Origin of the sequence: Bradyrhizobium centrosematis (assembly GCF_045571495.1) — a bacterium.
GTDB classification, from domain to species: Bacteria; Pseudomonadota; Alphaproteobacteria; order Rhizobiales; family Xanthobacteraceae; genus Bradyrhizobium; species Bradyrhizobium centrosematis.
In genome coordinates this window covers 1,558,535-1,573,673 of sequence record NZ_CP120703.1, presented here as the reverse complement: position 1 = coordinate 1,573,673, position 15,139 = coordinate 1,558,535, and the positions used below count along the sequence as shown (strand labels likewise).

The following is a 15,139-nucleotide window of genomic DNA, read 5'->3' as shown; positions in this document are numbered from 1 at the left end:
GTTTGACGTGAGCGGTGGCAAAAGAATGCGCAAACCGGCCGCCGCACGGCCTGCCAGGAAGACGAAAGCCAAAGCCGCCGCCAAGCCGGCGGAGCCGGCGATGGACGTTGCGGTCGGCCGCCGCATCAGGGATCTCAGGCGGGTCAGGCAATTCTCGCTGGAAACGGTCGCCGCGCGCACGGACCTGTCGATCGGCTTCCTCAGCCAGATCGAGCGCGGCCTGTCGTCGCCGTCGCTGCGCGTGCTGGCAACGCTCGCCGACGTGCTCGGCGTCGGCATCGCCGCGCTGTTTGGCGCAAGCCCGAGCGCCGACGGCGCCTCCGATCAGGTGGTGACGCGCGGGCTGCAGCGGCCCGAACTGAAGCTCTGGCGCACCGGCGTGTCGAAACAATTGCTGAGCCCGGCAAGCGGCGACAACAAGCTCAATCTGTTCCTGGTGCATCTTGAGCCCGGCGGCTCCACAGGCGACGAGCTCTACACCCATGACGGCGAGGAAGCCGGCCTCGTGCTCGAAGGCGAGATGATGCTGACGGTGGACAGCCGGACGTGGTCGCTGAAGACCGGCGACAGCTTCCGCTTTGCAAGCAGGCGGCCGCACCGGTTTTCCAATCCGGCGCAGGATGCGAAGGCCGTGGTGCTGTGGGTGAACTGCGTGACGGCGGCGTAAGCCTCTCTCTTCGCGCACACATTCTGGACCCGTCATCCTGGTGAGGCGCCGCTGCATCCACAGCGCCATTGCGAGCGAAGCGAAGCAATCCAGACTGCCTCAAAGGACAGAGTCTGGATTGCTTCGTCGCTGCGCTTCTCGCAATGACGAGGGGATAGAGCTTCACCCAAACCGGTGCTTGTACCGCTCGACCGTCAGCGCACTGACGTCGATCTCCGGCTTCTTGCCCGACAGCATGTCGGCGAGCACGCGCCCCGAACCGCAGGACATGGTCCAGCCGAGCGTGCCGTGGCCGGTGTTGAGGTGGAGGTTGGCGTACTGCGTCGGGCCGATCACGGGCGGGCCGTCCGGCGTCATCGGACGCAGGCCGCTCCAGAACGTCGCCTTGGCGAGATCGCCACCGCGCGGGAACAGGTCGGTCAGCGAATGATCGAGCGTGGCGCGGCGCGCATCGTAGAGCTTGCTCGAATAGCCGGAGATTTCGGCGGTGCCGCCGACGCGGATGCGATTGCCGAGGCGGGTGATCGCGACCTTGTAGCTCTCGTCCATCACGGTGGATTCCGGCGCGCCCGAGGCGTCCTTGATCGGCACCGTGATCGAATAGCCCTTCACCGGATAGACCGGCAGCGAGATGCCGAGCGGCGCGGCCATCTGCGACGAATAGCTTCCGAGCGCGAGCACGTAACTATCTGCCTGCAACAGGCCGGCACTGGTCGCGACGCCGCTGACGCGCGCGCCGTCGGTGACGATGCGGTCGATGCCAGTGTTGAACATGAAGCGGACGCCGAGCGCCTGGGCATGCTTGGCCAGCGCCTGCGTGAACATGTGACAGTCGCCGGTCTCGTCCTGCGGCAAGCGAAGCCCGCCGACGAACTTTTCCTTCACGCCTGATAGCGCCGGCTCCACCGCGATGCAGCCCTCTCGGCTCAGCACCTCGAAGGGCACGCCATATTGCTTGAGCACGGCGATGTCCTCGGCCGTGCCGTCGAGCTGAGCCTGATAGCGGAACAGCTGGAGCGTTCCTTGCGAGCGCTCGTCATATTGAATGCCGATGTCGCGGCGCAGATCGCGCAAGGCATCGCGGCTGTATTCCGCGATCGGGATCATCCGGCTCTTATTGACCGCATAGCGCTCGCTGGTGCAATTGCGCAGCATCTTGAGCAGCCAGACCCACATCACCGGATCGAGCTTCGGCCGGATCACCAGCGGGCCGTGCTTCATCAGGAGCCACTTCACCGCCTTCACCGGCACGCCGGGGCCGGCCCAAGGCGAGGAATAGCCGGGCGACACCTCGCCGGCATTGGCGAAAGAGGTCTCCAGCGCCGGCTCGGGCTGACGGTCGACAACCGTCACCTCATGACCAGCACGTGCGAGGTAGTAGGCAGAGGTGACACCGATGACACCGCTGCCGAGGATCAGAACTTTCACGCTTCGTCAAACTCCCGCGGCATCACGCTCGCCGCTGCAAGGAAACAACTCGCAACGGCGAGAGCAATTATCAGGCCACCTTCTTGATGGCGTCGCCCAGGATCGAGACCATCTGGTCGATGTGGCTCTTCTCGACGATGAGCGGAGGCGACATTGCGAAGCTGTCGCCGCTCATGCGCAGGTAAAGCCCGGTGTTGAAGCAGTCGACCATCACGTCATAGCCGCGCGCGCCGACGACGCCGTCCCGCGGCGCCAGCTCGACCGCGCCCATCAGGCCGCAATTGCGGATGTCGACGACGTTCGGCAGGCCTTTGAGCGAATGCAGCGCATCGCGCCAATATTCGGCCATCGATGCACCGCGCGTCAGCAGGCCTTCGTCCTTGTAGATGTCGAGCGTCGCGATGCCGGCTGCGCAGGCGGTCGGATGCGCCGAATAGGTGTAGCCGTGGAACAGCTCCATCTGGCTCTCCGGGCCGACCATCAGGCCGTCGTGCACCTTGCGGCTCGCGAACACGGCGCCGCAGGGAATGGTGCCGTTGGTGATGCCCTTGGCCGTGGTCATCAGGTCCGGCGTGACGCCGAAGAAGTTGGCGGCGAACGGCGTGCCGAGGCGGCCGAAGCCGGTGATGACCTCGTCGAAGATCAGGAGGATGCCGTGCTTGTCGCAGATCTCGCGCAGGCGCTGCAGATAGCCCTTCGGGGGCGGCAGCACCGCGGTCGAGCCCGGCACCGGCTCGACGATGACGGCCGCGATCGTCTCGGCGCCGTGCAGCGCGACCAGACGCTCCAGATCGTCGGCGAGCTCGGCGCCATGCTCCGGCTGGTCCTTGGCGAAAGCGTTGCGGGTGAGATCGTGGGTGTGGCGGATGTGGTCGACACCCGGCAGCAGGGTCGTGAAGGCGCGGCGGTTGGCGACCATGCCGCCGACCGATGTGCCGCCGAAGCCGACGCCGTGATAGCCGCGCTCGCGGCCGATCAGGCGGGTGCGGCTCGCCTGGCCGGTGGCGCGGTGATAGGCGAGCGCGATCTTCAGCGCGGTGTCGACCGACTCGGAGCCGGAATTGGTGAAGAAGACGCGATCGAGGCCATCAGGCGCGATCTCGGCGAGCCGCTCGGCGAAGTCGAATGCCAGCGGATGGCCCATCTGGAACGAGGGCGCGAAGTCGAGCGTCATCAGCTGGCGCTCGACCGCGGCGGCGATCTGCTTGCGGCCGTGGCCGGCATTGACGCACCACAGGCCGGCCGAGCCGTCGATCACCTTGCGGCCGTCGACGGTGGTGTAGTGCATGCCCTCGGCCGAGGAGAACAGGCGCGGCGCCTTCTTGAACTGTCGGTTGGCCGTGAACGGCATCCAGAACGAGTCGGTCTTGATAGTGTTCGGAATCTGATGAAGGGTCACGGCCGCGCTCCTTTGCTGACGCCATAGCTGAGCCACGGCTTGGAAAGCGCAACAAGTCCTTTTCTGCTCAGCCGCAACCCATTGATTTAACTGAGGCTGCCGGTCCATATTTGCGGGATCCGCAACACCTGCAACACGGGACCAGAGGCATGAGCGTCGACATCGGTGGACGGCTGCGATTCATCCGGGCGCGCCACAAGCTGTCGCAGCGCGAGCTGGCCAAGCGCGCCGGGGTCACCAATTCGACGATCTCGCTGATCGAATCCAACCAGATGAACCCCTCGGTCGGCGCCCTCAAGCGCATCCTCGACGGCATCCCGATGGGGCTTGCCGAGTTCTTCGCGCTGGAGCCAGAAACCCGGCGCAAGATCTTCTACCGCGCGGAGGAGCTGACCGAGGTCGGCAAGAAGCCGATCTCCTATCGGCAGGTCGGCGACAATCTGTTCGGCCGCAGCCTGCAGATCCTGAAGGAACGCTACGAGCCCGGCAGCGACACCGGGCGCGTGCACCTCGTTCATGACGGCGAGGAGGGCGGTATCGTGATCTCGGGCAAGCTCGAAGTCACCGTCGAGGATGAGCGCCGCATCCTCAATCCCGGCGATGCCTATTATTTCGAGAGCCGCCGCCCGCACCGATTCCGCTGCGTCGGCGGCAAACCATGCGAAGTGATATCGGCCTGCACGCCGCCGACGTTCTGAAGCGCGATCTGCCCATCCGCAATCCTACGGGCCACCGGCATCTTACGGGGCTTGAGCCACCTCAAATCCAACGAGCCGAACAGCTATATATTGGCGACGTAGCCGAGCAGCCTGGCGCAAAGGTGCTGGAAAGTGCGAAGCCGTTTTCCGAAAAGATCATGCGCGAACAACTCCGGGGTCGCTTCGTAACAGGGCTCGCAGATGAAGACCGCTCTCGCTGATGCAGAAGCCGCGCTCGAGGAAGTCCAGCGTGACACCGACAAGCTCCACTCGCAGGAGCTGCGCGCCGCCATCACGAAATACATCGAAGCGCAGAAAGAGCAGATCAAGGCTCTCCGCAGGAAGATGAACTGATCGGATCGGCGAGGCGATCGGCATCGCCAGGGCCGTCCTGAACCTCGGCGAGGCAGCACACAACCACGGGCAGGCACGATCCCGCTCCAGCCAAGGGCCGCCGATGTTCGTCCCTTCCGCTTCGCACTTCTCGGCTCGATCCGCTAACGGCACCGGGCGCGGCGCGGGGCAATCGCATGGAGTGAACGATGTGGCGGCATCGGCACTGGGCTCCCTCTCCCGCCTGCGGGGAGGGCTGGGGTGGGGGTGTGTCCGCGTCGGGATTGATTGAGGAGGATGTCCCTGCGTGGCGAGAGCCCTCACCCGTCGCGCTCTGCGAGCGCGTCGGCCTCTCCCGCAAGCGGGAGAGGCGGAGCAAGCCCGCAGACAGTCCTCGTCAAGCCCATATGCGATTGCCCTGGGGCGCGGCGCGGTCCGGTGCCGTGCGGCCGTTCAAGGCTGCGCCAGCAACGCCTCGATCCGGATCGGAAAGCGGCGGACGCGTATGCCGGTCGCATGCCAGACGGCGTTCGCGACCGCACCGGCGCTGCCGGTGATGCCGATCTCGCCGACGCCTTTGATGCCGAGCGCATTGACGTGCGGGTCGTGCTCTTCGACCGTGATCACGTCGAGCGGCGGCACGTCGGCATTCACGGGGACGTGGTACTCGCCGAGATTGGCGTTCATGATGCGGCCGGTACGGCGATCGGTGATCGCCTCCTCGTGCAGCGCGAAGGACATGCCCCAGATCATGCCGCCGAACAGCTGGCTCTTCACCAGATGCGGATTGACGATCCGGCCGGCGGCGAAGGCACCGACCATGCGGGTGACGCGGACCTGGCCGAGCTCGGGATCGACCTTCACCTCGGCGAACACCGCGCCATGGGCATGCATGGCATACTCCTCCATCGCTGCCGGGTTCGGCGCGCCGGTGCCGCGAGCCTCGACTTCGGCGACGCCGGCGCGCGCGAGGATCTCGGCGTAGCTTTCGCTGCGACTCTCATCGTCGCGTCGGACCAGCCTTCCCTCGCGCGCGATCACGCCGGCATTGCCGGCGCCGAACAGCGGCGAGCGCTCATCGTTGGTGGCGAGATCGGCCAGTTTTGCGATCACGGCCGCGCCGGCGCTGTGGATCGCAGCTCCCGCGGTTGCCGTGTGCGCGGAACCGCCGGCGATGCCTGCATCAGGCAAGTCGGACGTGCCGGCCTTGAATGCGACGCGTTCGATATCAAGACCAACAGCATCCGCCGCGATCTGCGCCAGCGCCGTCCAGGCGCCCTGTCCCATGTCGTGTGCCCCGATCTCCATCACGCCTGAGCCGTCGCGCCGGATCGCGGCGCGGGCTTCCGCCTGGAACATCAGCGCCGGGAAGGTTGCCGTGCCCATGCCCCAGCCGACCAGGAGGCCGGCATCGTCGCGCATCTGCCGCGGCTGCAGCGAACGCTTGGCCCAGCCGAAGCGCGCCGCACCCTGCTCGTAGCAGGCGCGCAGGGCTTTTGAAGAGAACGGCTTGCCGCTGATCGGCTCGACCTCGGCGTAGTTCTTCAGGCGGAAGGCGAGCGGATCCATGCCGCAGGCCCAGGCCATCTCGTCGATCGCACTTTCCAGCGCAATCGAGCCGGTCGCCTCGCCAGGCGCGCGCATGAACAGCGGCGTGCCGGTATTGACGCGTACGGCGTCATGCGAGGTGCGGATCGCGGGTGCCGCGTAGAGCGTGTGCGAGGCATCGGCAGCAGGCTCGTAGAAATCGTCGAACGTGCTCGACACGGTCCGCGCATGGTGATCGAGCGCGGTCAGCCGTCCCTCGCCGTCGGCACCGATGCGCAACCGCTGACGCGTCGGCGCGCGATGGCCGACCGGTCCGTACATCTGCTCACGGCGCAGCACCAGCTTGACCGGCCTGCCGACCAGCTTTGCGGCCATGATGCCGAGGACAGGCGGACCGCCCATGAGCCCCTTCGATCCGAAGCCGCCACCGAGGAACGGGCTGCGGATGTGAATCTTGTCGTGCGCAATGCCGAACAGCTCGGCGATGCGCGCGAGCGACAGCTTCAGGCCCTGGGTCGGCATGTCGAGGGACAGCTTGTCGCCATCCCAATGGGCGACGATTGCGTGCGGCTCCATGGCGTTGTGATATTGCGGCGGCGTCTCGTAAGTCGCGTCGATCCGCTTCTCGGCCGAGGCAAGGCCGGCCTCGACATCGCCGCGGTGAATTTCGGCGGGGTTGCCGACGCCGACGACAGGCGGCACGAAACTCTCGCCGGCGTCGAGGCCAACCAACGGAGGCAGCGTCTCGTAGCTCGGCGCCAGCAGTACCGCACCTTCCGTCGCCGCCTCCAGCGTTTCCGCAATCACGACGGCGATCGGCTGGTTGGCGTAGCGGACTTCATTGCTCTGCAACGCCTCCATTCGGAACACGAACGGATTGGTCTTGATCTCCGGATCGATCGCAAGCGGCGGCTTGTGCTCCGGCGTCATGACATCGACGACGCCGGGATGACGTTTCGCGGCAGCGACATCGAGCGACGCCACGCGTCCGCGCGCGATGCTGGAGGTCGCGATCACCGCGAACAGCATGCCGGGCGGATGATTGTCGGCGGCATAGGTCGCCTGGCCGGTGACCTTGAGGACGCCATCACGGCGGGTCAGCGACTGGCCGATGTTCGAGCCGTGGCGAAGATGGGCGGGTGCGCTGGTGAGATTGAGCTCAGGCATGAATGGCTCCGGACGTCGAGGCAAAGGGGGACGCCGGCAGCGCGGGCAGGCGCGCGGGCGTCCCGGCGGCGGCGAGGGTCAGCGCGCGCACGACGATGCGGCGCGCGAGCTCGATCTTGAAGGCGTTGTCGCCGGATGGTTTTGCGCCCTCGAGCGCGCGCCGGGCGGCATCCTGGAATGCTTCCGCCGTCGGCGCGACGTTCCTCAAAACGTCCTCCGCGGCGCGAGCGCGCCAGGGCTTTGCGGCGACGCCGCCGAGCCCGAGCCGCGCCTCCGCTATCGTGCCGTTCTCGATCCGCAACGCCGCCGCCGCCGAGACGACGGCAAAGGCATAGGACGTGCGCTCGCGGACCTTCAGATAGCGCGCATGGGCGGCGAAGCCGCTTGCCGCCGGCGGCAGGCGCACCGCGACAATGAGGTCGCCGGGCTCGAGCGCGGACTCCCGCGCCGGCGTGTCGCCGGGCAGACGATGCAACTCGTCAAGCGCGATCTCACGACGGCCGCCCCTACCCTCGACCTCGACCACGGCGTCGAGCGCCACCAGCGGCACGCAGAAATCGGACGGATGCGTGGCGATGCAGCTCTCGCTCCAGCCCAGCACGGCGTGGCTGCGGTTCTCGCCGTCGCGGGCATCGCAACCGCTGCCGGCCTCGCGCTTGTTGCAGCGGCTGGCGGTGTCGTAGAAATAGGCGCAACGCGTCCGCTGCAAGAGATTGCCACCGACGGTCGCGGCGTTGCGTAATTGGGCGGATGCACCTGAGAGCAGCGCTTCGGCGACGGCGGGATATGACCGTGCGAATTCCGGATCATGCGCAAGATCGGCGTTGCTGACGAGCGCGCCGACACGCAAAGACCCGTCGGCGAGATGCTCTATGCTATCGAGCCCTTCGAGATGGGTGACGTCGACCAGGCGATCCGGCCGGCTGACGCCGCCCTTCATCAGATCGAGCAGATTGGTGCCGGCGGCGAGATAGGTCGCGCCCGGCTGGGTGGCGGCGGCAACGGCCTCGGCCACCGTGGCGGGCCTGAAATAATCGAACGGTTTCATGCGGAGCGCCTCTGGTTAGTTTCGTCGGCGCGGCCTTGTGCGTCGAGCACGGCATCGACGATGCCGGCGTAGGCGCCGCAGCGGCACAGATTGCCGCTCATGCATTCGCGGATGCGTTCGGGATCGCTGCCGGCTTGGCCCTCGCGCATCATGCCGATCGCGCTCATGACCTGACCGGGCGTGCAGAAGCCGCACTGAAAGCCGTCATGGGCGATGAAGGCGGCCTGCACCGGGTGCAGCTGGTCGCCGCGTGCTACGCCCTCGATGGTGAGGATGTCGGCACCGTCATGGCTGATGGCGAGCGCGAGACAGGAATTGATACGCTTGCCGTCGACCAGGACGGTGCAGGCGCCGCACTGGCCGCGATCGCATCCCTTCTTGGTTCCGGTGAGATGGAGGCGCTCACGCAGGAGATCGAGCAGCGTGACGCGCGGATCGTCGAGGACGAAGTCGCGCCGCGCACCGTTCACGGTGAGGCTGATGGAGTGGTTCATACAAGGCTCCGATCAGATTTGGACATGAGTCATCGCGCAGCGCGCCACCGCCGTGGCCGCTGTCGAATACCGCCGCCCGACCACAATGCGGGCCGGCGCATGACCGAAGATACGGAGGCCCCCTCCGCTTAACAAGAGCAGCCGGAAAATATTTGGAATTGGTCAAAAGCCCCTGCGCCACCAACGCGATGCAGCCCTGCACGGGTCCGTCGAGGGTTCAATCTAACCAATTCGTGATCTACATTGCCGGCATGGACGACCACACCGACCAGATTCGGAAGCCCCGCGCCGATGCCGTGCGCAATCGCGAGCGCGTGCTCGAGGCCGCGAAACTCGTGTTCAACGCCGGCGGTCCCGAAGCGAGCCTGGAAGCGGTGGCCAAACGCGCCGGCGTCGGCATCGGCACGCTCTATCGGCATTTTCCGACGCGCGAAGATTTGTTCGAGGCCGTGTACCGGCGCGAGGTCGAGCAGCTCAGCGAGCTCGCAGAGCAGTTGAAGAATGCGAAGGACCCGGTGGACGCGCTCAGGCGCTGGCTGCGCTCGGGGGTCGAGTTTGTTGCGACCAAGAAGGGGATGATCGCCGCGCTGGCGCTCGCGGTGCAGAGCGGGTCGGAGCTGCATGCCTTCTCCTTCGAGCGCCTGACCAAGGCGATCGGCTCGCTGCTGGACCGGGCGGTCGCGGCCGGCCAGATGCGCGCCGACATCAACCCGGAGGATCTGCTGCGCGCCTTCTTCGGCATGTGCTACGTGCACGACCAGCCCGGCTGGCAGGCAACGGCGCTGCGCCTGCTCGATGTGTTCGTCGACGGCTTGCGCGTGCGGCCAGGCGCCACGGTCAAGGCACGAATCGCTAAGCCCGCGAAGCCGGCGGTGAAACGGAAGCGATAGCGCGCCCGTATCTCCCCGAGGTCATGCTAGGATCAGCATCGCCGGGATTTCAACGCGGAGCCTGTCATGCGCATTGCCGCCTTGCTCGTTGCTATCGGGATCATCTTTGGCTCGGCCGCAGCCCTCGCCGACGATGTCGCAGCGGCCCAGGGCGTCATCCGCGCCCAGGAGCAGGCCTTTGCACGGGGCGATGCAGCCGCGGCCTATTCCCATGCCGCGCCGGCGATCAAGGAGATCTTCCCCGCGCCCGACGTCTTCATGTCGATGGTGCAGAACGGCTACGCGCCGGTGTACCGGCACAAGAGTTTCGAGTTCGGCGACAGCAAGATCGAAGGCAGCTGGATCGCGCAGCGCGTCCACATCGTCGACGCCGATGGCGATGCCTGGGTCGCGCTCTACACGCTCGAGCAACAGGCAGATGGCAGCTACAAGATCACGGGCTGCTCGCTCCTGAAGGCGGGCCAGGCGGTTTAGGTCGCGAACCCCGGCCCGGTCCTGGTGGCGTTCATCCGCGACCGAATCAGCAGCAGCACGACGATGCCGATGTTGAGCGCATTCCACGCCACGCCGTTCGCGAACGCCGCGCCGTAGGAGCCGGTGGCATCGAAGATCACGCCCGACACCCAGCCGCCGAAGGACATGCCGAACACGGAGGCGAAGATCACGATGCCGACACGGGTCGCCGCCTCGCTCGCCGGCATCGCCTCGCGCACGATGATGGCGTAGCTCGGCACGATGCCACCCTGGAACAGGCCGAACATCGCGGAGATCAGATAGAGCGAGGCGAGGCTGTCGAAAAACAGATAGAACACCAGCGCAAACCCCTGCGCCAGCGACCCGACCAGCAGCGTGCGGATGCCGCCGATCTTGTCGGCGAGATAGCCCGAGCCGATCCGGCTGATAATGCCGCAGCCCATCATCAGCGACAGCATCTCCGCGCCGCGGGCCACGCCATAGCCGAGATCGCCGCAATAGGCCACGATATGCACCTGCGGCATCGCCATGGCGACGCAGCAGGAGATGCTGGCGATCGAGAGCAGTACGGTCAGCGTGTTGGTCGAAAGCTTGAGATCGACGCGCGGCGGCGGCGCATTGGCATGATCGCGAAGATGGTCGTTGCCCATCTGCGCGCGCAGGACGAGGACCAGAAGCGCCATCGTGCTCGCGCAGACGATGCCGATAGCGACATGCGTATGGCGCCAGCCGATCGTCTCCGTGCCCCAGCTCACGATCGGCGGCCACATCGTGCCGGCGACGTAATTGCCGCTGGCCACGATGGTCACGGCAAGCCCGCGATAGCGCTCGAACCAGTGCGAGGCTTCCGCCATCAGCGGCGCGAACGTCGCCGAGGTGCCGAGGCCGATCAGGAAATAGGCGGCCACGAATTGCCAGAGCTGGGTCGACAGCCCGGCGAGCACATTGGCGACGCCGAGAAACGCAATGCTGATCGCCATCGCGAGAACGATGCCGAAGCGGTCGGTGATCTTGCCGGCGATCACGCCGCCCAGCCCGAACCCGAACATCATCAGCGTGAAGGCCAGCGACACCGCACCGCGCGTGGCACCGAATTCGGTCTGAACGATGGGAATCACGACCACGACGGCCCACATGCCGACGGCGCCGATCGAGCCGATCACAAGTGCAATGACGAGCCGGATCCAAGCCTGACGGGAATCAGGGCTGAATGAACCAGGCGTTTGTCCGGAATGATTTGGTGCGTGCACGGGCAGGAACATGGCCCGCACATCGCCGGAGGGTCAAGCATCGTGGCGCGATATTGGGCATGCGCGGTGCACTGCGGTAAGAAGATGCTTGGCGAATGCAGCTTTTGCCACTAGTTTGCAATCAGCGTGCGCAACATTGCCGCGCGGGGAGCCTATCGGCGGAATGTTGTTGCGATTGTCGCGATCGATGCGGATCAGGGTGGGGCGCCTCGTTGCCCTCGCCTATCTGTTCTGCTTGCTCGCGCCGGCGGCAAGTCTCGCCTTGGGGAGCGGTCCTGCACCGTGCCTCGACGAATCTCTCCTTGCCGCCCTCGTCCCGGCGCATCACCAGAGGTCGGCCGGCCATGGCAGCACCTCGCATGAGCACGCCGGCTCGCATGCGCATCACCAGACCGCGGCGCAGGACGCGCCCACCGCGGATCATCATGGCGGCAAGGGAACGGTGGGACCGTGCTGTGCAATGATGTGCGTCAGCGCGTTGCCGGCCGATCTGCCGGTCGTCGCAACACCGCTCCAGCCGACATCCACCTGCGCGCCCGAGATCGCGGCAAGCCTGCACAGCACGGCGCCGCCCCAGCGCTACCGTCCTCCCATCGCCTGACCTGACACGACGATTTCGGGCCGAGCGCGCGCTCCTGCGCGCGCGGACCTGTGGTCCTTCAGATCAGGGATGAATCATGCTTGCGCTTTCCCAGGCGAAATCCGCCGCATCTGCGGTGGGTCACCGATATTTCAGTTGGCTGCTGCCGGCCTTTGCCGCGCTGGCGCTGTCCGGCTGCACGCCGGCAACGACACAGCTTGCCAGCGCCGATCCCGCCGATCCGGCGGCGAAGGTCGCCCCCGTCGGCTATCGCTCGACCATTGCGCCCTATACCAGCCTGCGGCCGGCGACGCCGGCGCCGTGGCGCAACCGCAACGAGGCGGTGACGCCGCAGCCGAAGCAAGACCGGTAGGAGCGCGCCATGATACGTCAGCTTGCGCGAAGCCTGCTCGTCCTCACTGCGCTCGGGCTTTCCGGCTGCGCCGCCTTCTCGCCCGACGGCGGCATGACTGATGTCTCGGATCTGACGAGCCGGACCATTCATAAAGATGTGGCCTTCGTGCGCTCGGCGGAAGGAGCCGCCGCGATCGATGCCCGCGTTCGCCAACTGCTGGCGCGCACACTGAGCGCAGACGCCGCCGTGCAGATCGCGCTGCTCAACAACAAGGGCTTGCAGGCCGCCTATAACGAGCTGGCCCTGGCCGAGACCGATCTGGTCGAGCAGAGCCTGCCGCCCAATCCCGTGTTCTCGCTCTCGCGGATCTCCGGCGACGGCGGCAGCGAGATCGAGCGCCAGGTGGTCGGCGACATCCTCGCGCTCGCCACCCTGCCGTTCCGTTCCGAGATCGCCCGGGAACGCTTCCGCGCAGCGCAGCTGCGCGCCGCGCTGGCGACGCTGCGGCTCGCCGCCGACGTGCGCCGCGCCTATCTGCGCAGTGTTGCCGGCAACGAGATGGTGGCGCTACTGACCGACGCGAAGGCGACGGCGGAATCGACCGCACAGCTCGCGCTCAAGCTCGGCGAGACCGGCTCGCTCAACAAGCTGGACCAAGCTCGCGAGCAGGTGTTTTATGCCGAGACCACCGCCGATCTCGCAACCGCGCGGCAGGCGGCAACGAGCGCACGCGAAAGGCTCGCGCGCCTGATGGGACTGTGGGACGGCGGTCTCGACTTCCGGCTGCCCAATCAACTGCCGCCCCTGCCACGCCGGCCGCAGTCACTGCCCTCGATCGAAACCGATGCTGTGGCCCATCGCATCGACCTGCAGATCGCGCGGCTGGAGCTGAACGCGCTGGCGAAGGCGCTGAATCTCACCGAGGCGACGCGCTTCGTGACCCTGCTCGATCTCGCCGGCATCTCCCGCCGCACCCAGGATCCGGAGGGCGCACCGTTCCGCGAACGTGGCTTCGACGTACAGTTCCAGATCCCGATCTTCGACGGCGGCGAGGTCCGCGCGCGGCAGGCGGCAGAGACCTACAATCTCGCCTTCAACCGCCTGACCGAGCGCGCGGTCAACGTGCGCTCCGAAGCGCGCGATGCCTACCGTGTCTATCGCTCCGCTTACGACATCGCCGGCCATTACCAGCGCGAGATCATCCCCTTGCGCAAGATCATCACCGAAGAGATGCAGCTGCGCTTCTCCAGCATGCAGGTCGACATCTTCGCGCTGCTCACCGAGGCGCGGCAGCGCCTGGCTGCGCTACGGGGCGCGATCGACGCCCGGCAGAGATTCTTCCTCGCCCAGGCCGATCTGCAGACCGCGATCAATGGCGGCGGCTCGCCTGCAGCCGGCGGCGACAATCCAACCACCATCGCCGCGGCAGCGCCTGCCGATGGCGGCGGCCACTGAGATGGAGGCCAACATGTTTTCCCGCCGAGGATTTTTGGGCAGCGCCGCTCTTGCCGGCGCGTCAGCCATCAGCGGCCGCCTCCAGGCCGCTTCGATTCCGGAAGCCCCTCACATGGACAAGGTGGTGATGCAGCCACCGCTGCATCCGATCGGCGGCCCGGACTATCGCCCCGTGGTGACGCTGAACGGCTGGTCGCTGCCGTTCCGCATGAACGGCGACTGGAAGGAATTCCATCTCGTCGCCGAGCCCGTGGTGCGCGAATTCGCCGAGGGCATGAAGGTGAATCTGTGGGGCTATAACGGCCAATCGCCGGGCCCGACCATCGAGGCGGTCGAGGGCGACAAGGTCCGCATCTTCGTCACCAATCGCTTGCCCGAATACACCACCGTGCACTGGCACGGCATGATCATCCCGAGCGGCATGGACGGCGTCGGTGGACTGAACCAGCCGCACATCGAGCCGGGCAAGACCTTCGTCTACGAGTTCGAGATGAAGAAGAGCGGAACCTTCATGTACCACCCGCATTCGGACGAGATGGTGCAGATGGCGATGGGCATGATGGGCATGGTCGTCGTGCACCCGCGCGATCCCAACTTCCGCGCCGTTGACCGCGACTTCGTGTTCGTGATGAGCACCTATCGCGTCGATCCCGGCACCTACCTGCCGCACGTCAACGAGATGACGGACTTCAACATGTGGACGTGGAATGCACGGGTGTTTCCCGGCATCGATCCGCTGCCGGTCCGAGTCGGCGACAAGGTGCGCGTGCGCATCGGCAATCTCAGCATGACCAACCATCCGATTCATTTGCATGGCCACAGCTTTGCGGTGACCTGCACCGATGGCGGCTGGATTCCGGAGAGCGCGCAGATTCCCGAAACGACCACCGACGTCCCGGTCGGCGCGGTCAGGGTGTTCGACGTGCTCGCCGACAATCCCGGCGACTGGGCGTTCCACTGCCACAAGTCACACCACACCATGAACGCGATGGGACACGACGTGCGCAACCTGATCGGCGTGTCGCGCAAGGATCTCGCCAAGGCCGTCGGCAAGCTCGCGCCTGATGGCATGGCGATGGGCTCGACCGGCATGGCAATGGGCAACATGGAGATGCCGGCGCCCGACAACACGCTGCCGATGATGACGGGGACCGGTCAGTTCGGGCCGATCGAGATGGGCGGGATGTTCACGGTGATGAAGATCCGCGAGGATCTCGCACGCGACGACTATCGCGATCCCGGCCCCTACAAATTCCCGCAGGGCACCGTCGCCTACGAGGTCGCGGCGCCCGATGCGGCACCAGTGCGGCAGCCCGGCCAGCCGGCACACAAAATGAAGATGTGAGCGTTTCG

General features: G+C 66.3%; 15 protein-coding genes. 9 read left to right on the top strand and 6 right to left on the bottom strand.

Annotated features, from left to right (window positions below; translation table 11 throughout):
• Positions 1 to 25: 25 nt before the first annotated feature.
• Positions 26 to 667 carry a helix-turn-helix domain-containing protein gene (locus P6U31_RS07520; RefSeq protein ID WP_407187590.1) on the top strand — a complete coding sequence of 214 codons (642 nt, stop codon included), beginning with the start codon at positions 26 to 28 and terminating at the stop codon, positions 665 to 667.
• A 162-nt stretch (positions 668 to 829) separates the two neighbouring features.
• On the opposite strand, the gene P6U31_RS07515 is transcribed toward P6U31_RS07520, so the two are convergent.
• Both P6U31_RS07515 and P6U31_RS07510 read right to left on the bottom strand, forming a co-directional pair.
• The gene (locus P6U31_RS07515) at positions 830 to 2,095 is read right to left on the bottom strand and encodes a D-amino acid dehydrogenase (RefSeq protein WP_407187589.1); all 1,266 of its coding nucleotides are present in this window, start codon (positions 2,093 to 2,095) and stop codon (positions 830 to 832) included.
• Positions 2,096 to 2,165: 70 nt separating this feature from the next.
• The gene (locus P6U31_RS07510; RefSeq protein ID WP_407187588.1) at positions 2,166 to 3,494 is read right to left on the bottom strand and encodes an aspartate aminotransferase family protein; all 1,329 of its coding nucleotides are present in this window, start codon (positions 3,492 to 3,494) and stop codon (positions 2,166 to 2,168) included.
• Positions 3,495 to 3,643: 149 nt separating this feature from the next.
• On the opposite strand from P6U31_RS07510, the gene P6U31_RS07505 reads away from it, so the two are divergent.
• Entirely contained in the window at positions 3,644 to 4,192 is a 549-nt protein-coding gene (locus tag P6U31_RS07505; RefSeq protein WP_407187587.1) for a cupin domain-containing protein, read from the top strand.
• 201 nt (positions 4,193 to 4,393) lie between these two features.
• On the top strand, positions 4,394 to 4,546 hold the full coding sequence (locus P6U31_RS07500) for a hypothetical protein (RefSeq protein ID WP_407187586.1): 153 nt from the start codon (positions 4,394 to 4,396) through the stop codon (positions 4,544 to 4,546).
• 432 nt (positions 4,547 to 4,978) lie between these two features.
• Here the strand turns inward: P6U31_RS07500 and P6U31_RS07495 are convergent, their stop codons facing one another.
• The 3 genes from P6U31_RS07495 to P6U31_RS07485 are packed head-to-tail and all read right to left on the bottom strand — an operon-like array spanning position 4,979 to position 8,782.
• Positions 4,979 to 7,240 (bottom strand): xanthine dehydrogenase family protein molybdopterin-binding subunit, encoded by a 2,262-nt coding sequence (locus P6U31_RS07495; protein WP_407187585.1) that lies wholly within the window; start codon positions 7,238 to 7,240, stop codon positions 4,979 to 4,981.
• Entirely contained in the window at positions 7,233 to 8,288 is a 1,056-nt protein-coding gene (locus P6U31_RS07490; protein WP_407187584.1) for an FAD binding domain-containing protein, read from the bottom strand. Before P6U31_RS07490 ends, P6U31_RS07495 begins: the two co-directional genes overlap by 8 nt.
• Positions 8,285 to 8,782 (bottom strand): (2Fe-2S)-binding protein, encoded by a 498-nt coding sequence (locus P6U31_RS07485; protein WP_407187583.1) that lies wholly within the window; start codon positions 8,780 to 8,782, stop codon positions 8,285 to 8,287. Before P6U31_RS07485 ends, P6U31_RS07490 begins: the two co-directional genes overlap by 4 nt.
• A 251-nt stretch (positions 8,783 to 9,033) precedes the next feature.
• On the opposite strand from P6U31_RS07485, the gene P6U31_RS07480 reads away from it, so the two are divergent.
• Both P6U31_RS07480 and P6U31_RS07475 read left to right on the top strand, forming a co-directional pair.
• A complete protein-coding gene (locus tag P6U31_RS07480; protein ID WP_407189781.1) occupies positions 9,034 to 9,672 on the top strand; it encodes a TetR/AcrR family transcriptional regulator in 639 nt (212 codons plus the stop codon).
• Between the two features lie 66 nt (positions 9,673 to 9,738).
• Positions 9,739 to 10,146, top strand: coding sequence for a DUF4864 domain-containing protein (locus tag P6U31_RS07475; protein WP_407187582.1), 408 nt, complete (start codon positions 9,739 to 9,741; stop codon positions 10,144 to 10,146).
• On the opposite strand, the gene P6U31_RS07470 is transcribed toward P6U31_RS07475, so the two are convergent.
• A complete protein-coding gene (locus tag P6U31_RS07470) occupies positions 10,143 to 11,408 on the bottom strand; it encodes an MFS transporter (RefSeq protein ID WP_407187581.1) in 1,266 nt (421 codons plus the stop codon). The two genes, P6U31_RS07475 and P6U31_RS07470, sit on opposite strands and share 4 nt — an antisense overlap.
• A 175-nt stretch (positions 11,409 to 11,583) precedes the next feature.
• Between P6U31_RS07470 and P6U31_RS07465 the strand changes: the two genes are divergently transcribed.
• From P6U31_RS07465 to P6U31_RS07450, 4 genes are all read left to right on the top strand, one after another.
• Positions 11,584 to 11,997 carry a hypothetical protein gene (locus P6U31_RS07465; RefSeq protein ID WP_407187580.1) on the top strand — a complete coding sequence of 138 codons (414 nt, stop codon included), beginning with the start codon at positions 11,584 to 11,586 and terminating at the stop codon, positions 11,995 to 11,997.
• A 76-nt stretch (positions 11,998 to 12,073) separates the two neighbouring features.
• Positions 12,074 to 12,349 carry a hypothetical protein gene (locus P6U31_RS07460; protein WP_407187579.1) on the top strand — a complete coding sequence of 92 codons (276 nt, stop codon included), beginning with the start codon at positions 12,074 to 12,076 and terminating at the stop codon, positions 12,347 to 12,349.
• A 9-nt stretch (positions 12,350 to 12,358) separates the two neighbouring features.
• Positions 12,359 to 13,786 carry a TolC family protein gene (locus P6U31_RS07455; RefSeq protein ID WP_407187578.1) on the top strand — a complete coding sequence of 476 codons (1,428 nt, stop codon included), beginning with the start codon at positions 12,359 to 12,361 and terminating at the stop codon, positions 13,784 to 13,786.
• A gap of 13 nt (positions 13,787 to 13,799) precedes the next feature.
• Positions 13,800 to 15,131: a copper oxidase gene (locus P6U31_RS07450; protein WP_407187577.1), complete on the top strand. Its 1,332-nt coding sequence runs from the start codon at positions 13,800 to 13,802 to the stop codon at positions 15,129 to 15,131.
• Positions 15,132 to 15,139 lie beyond the last annotated feature (8 nt).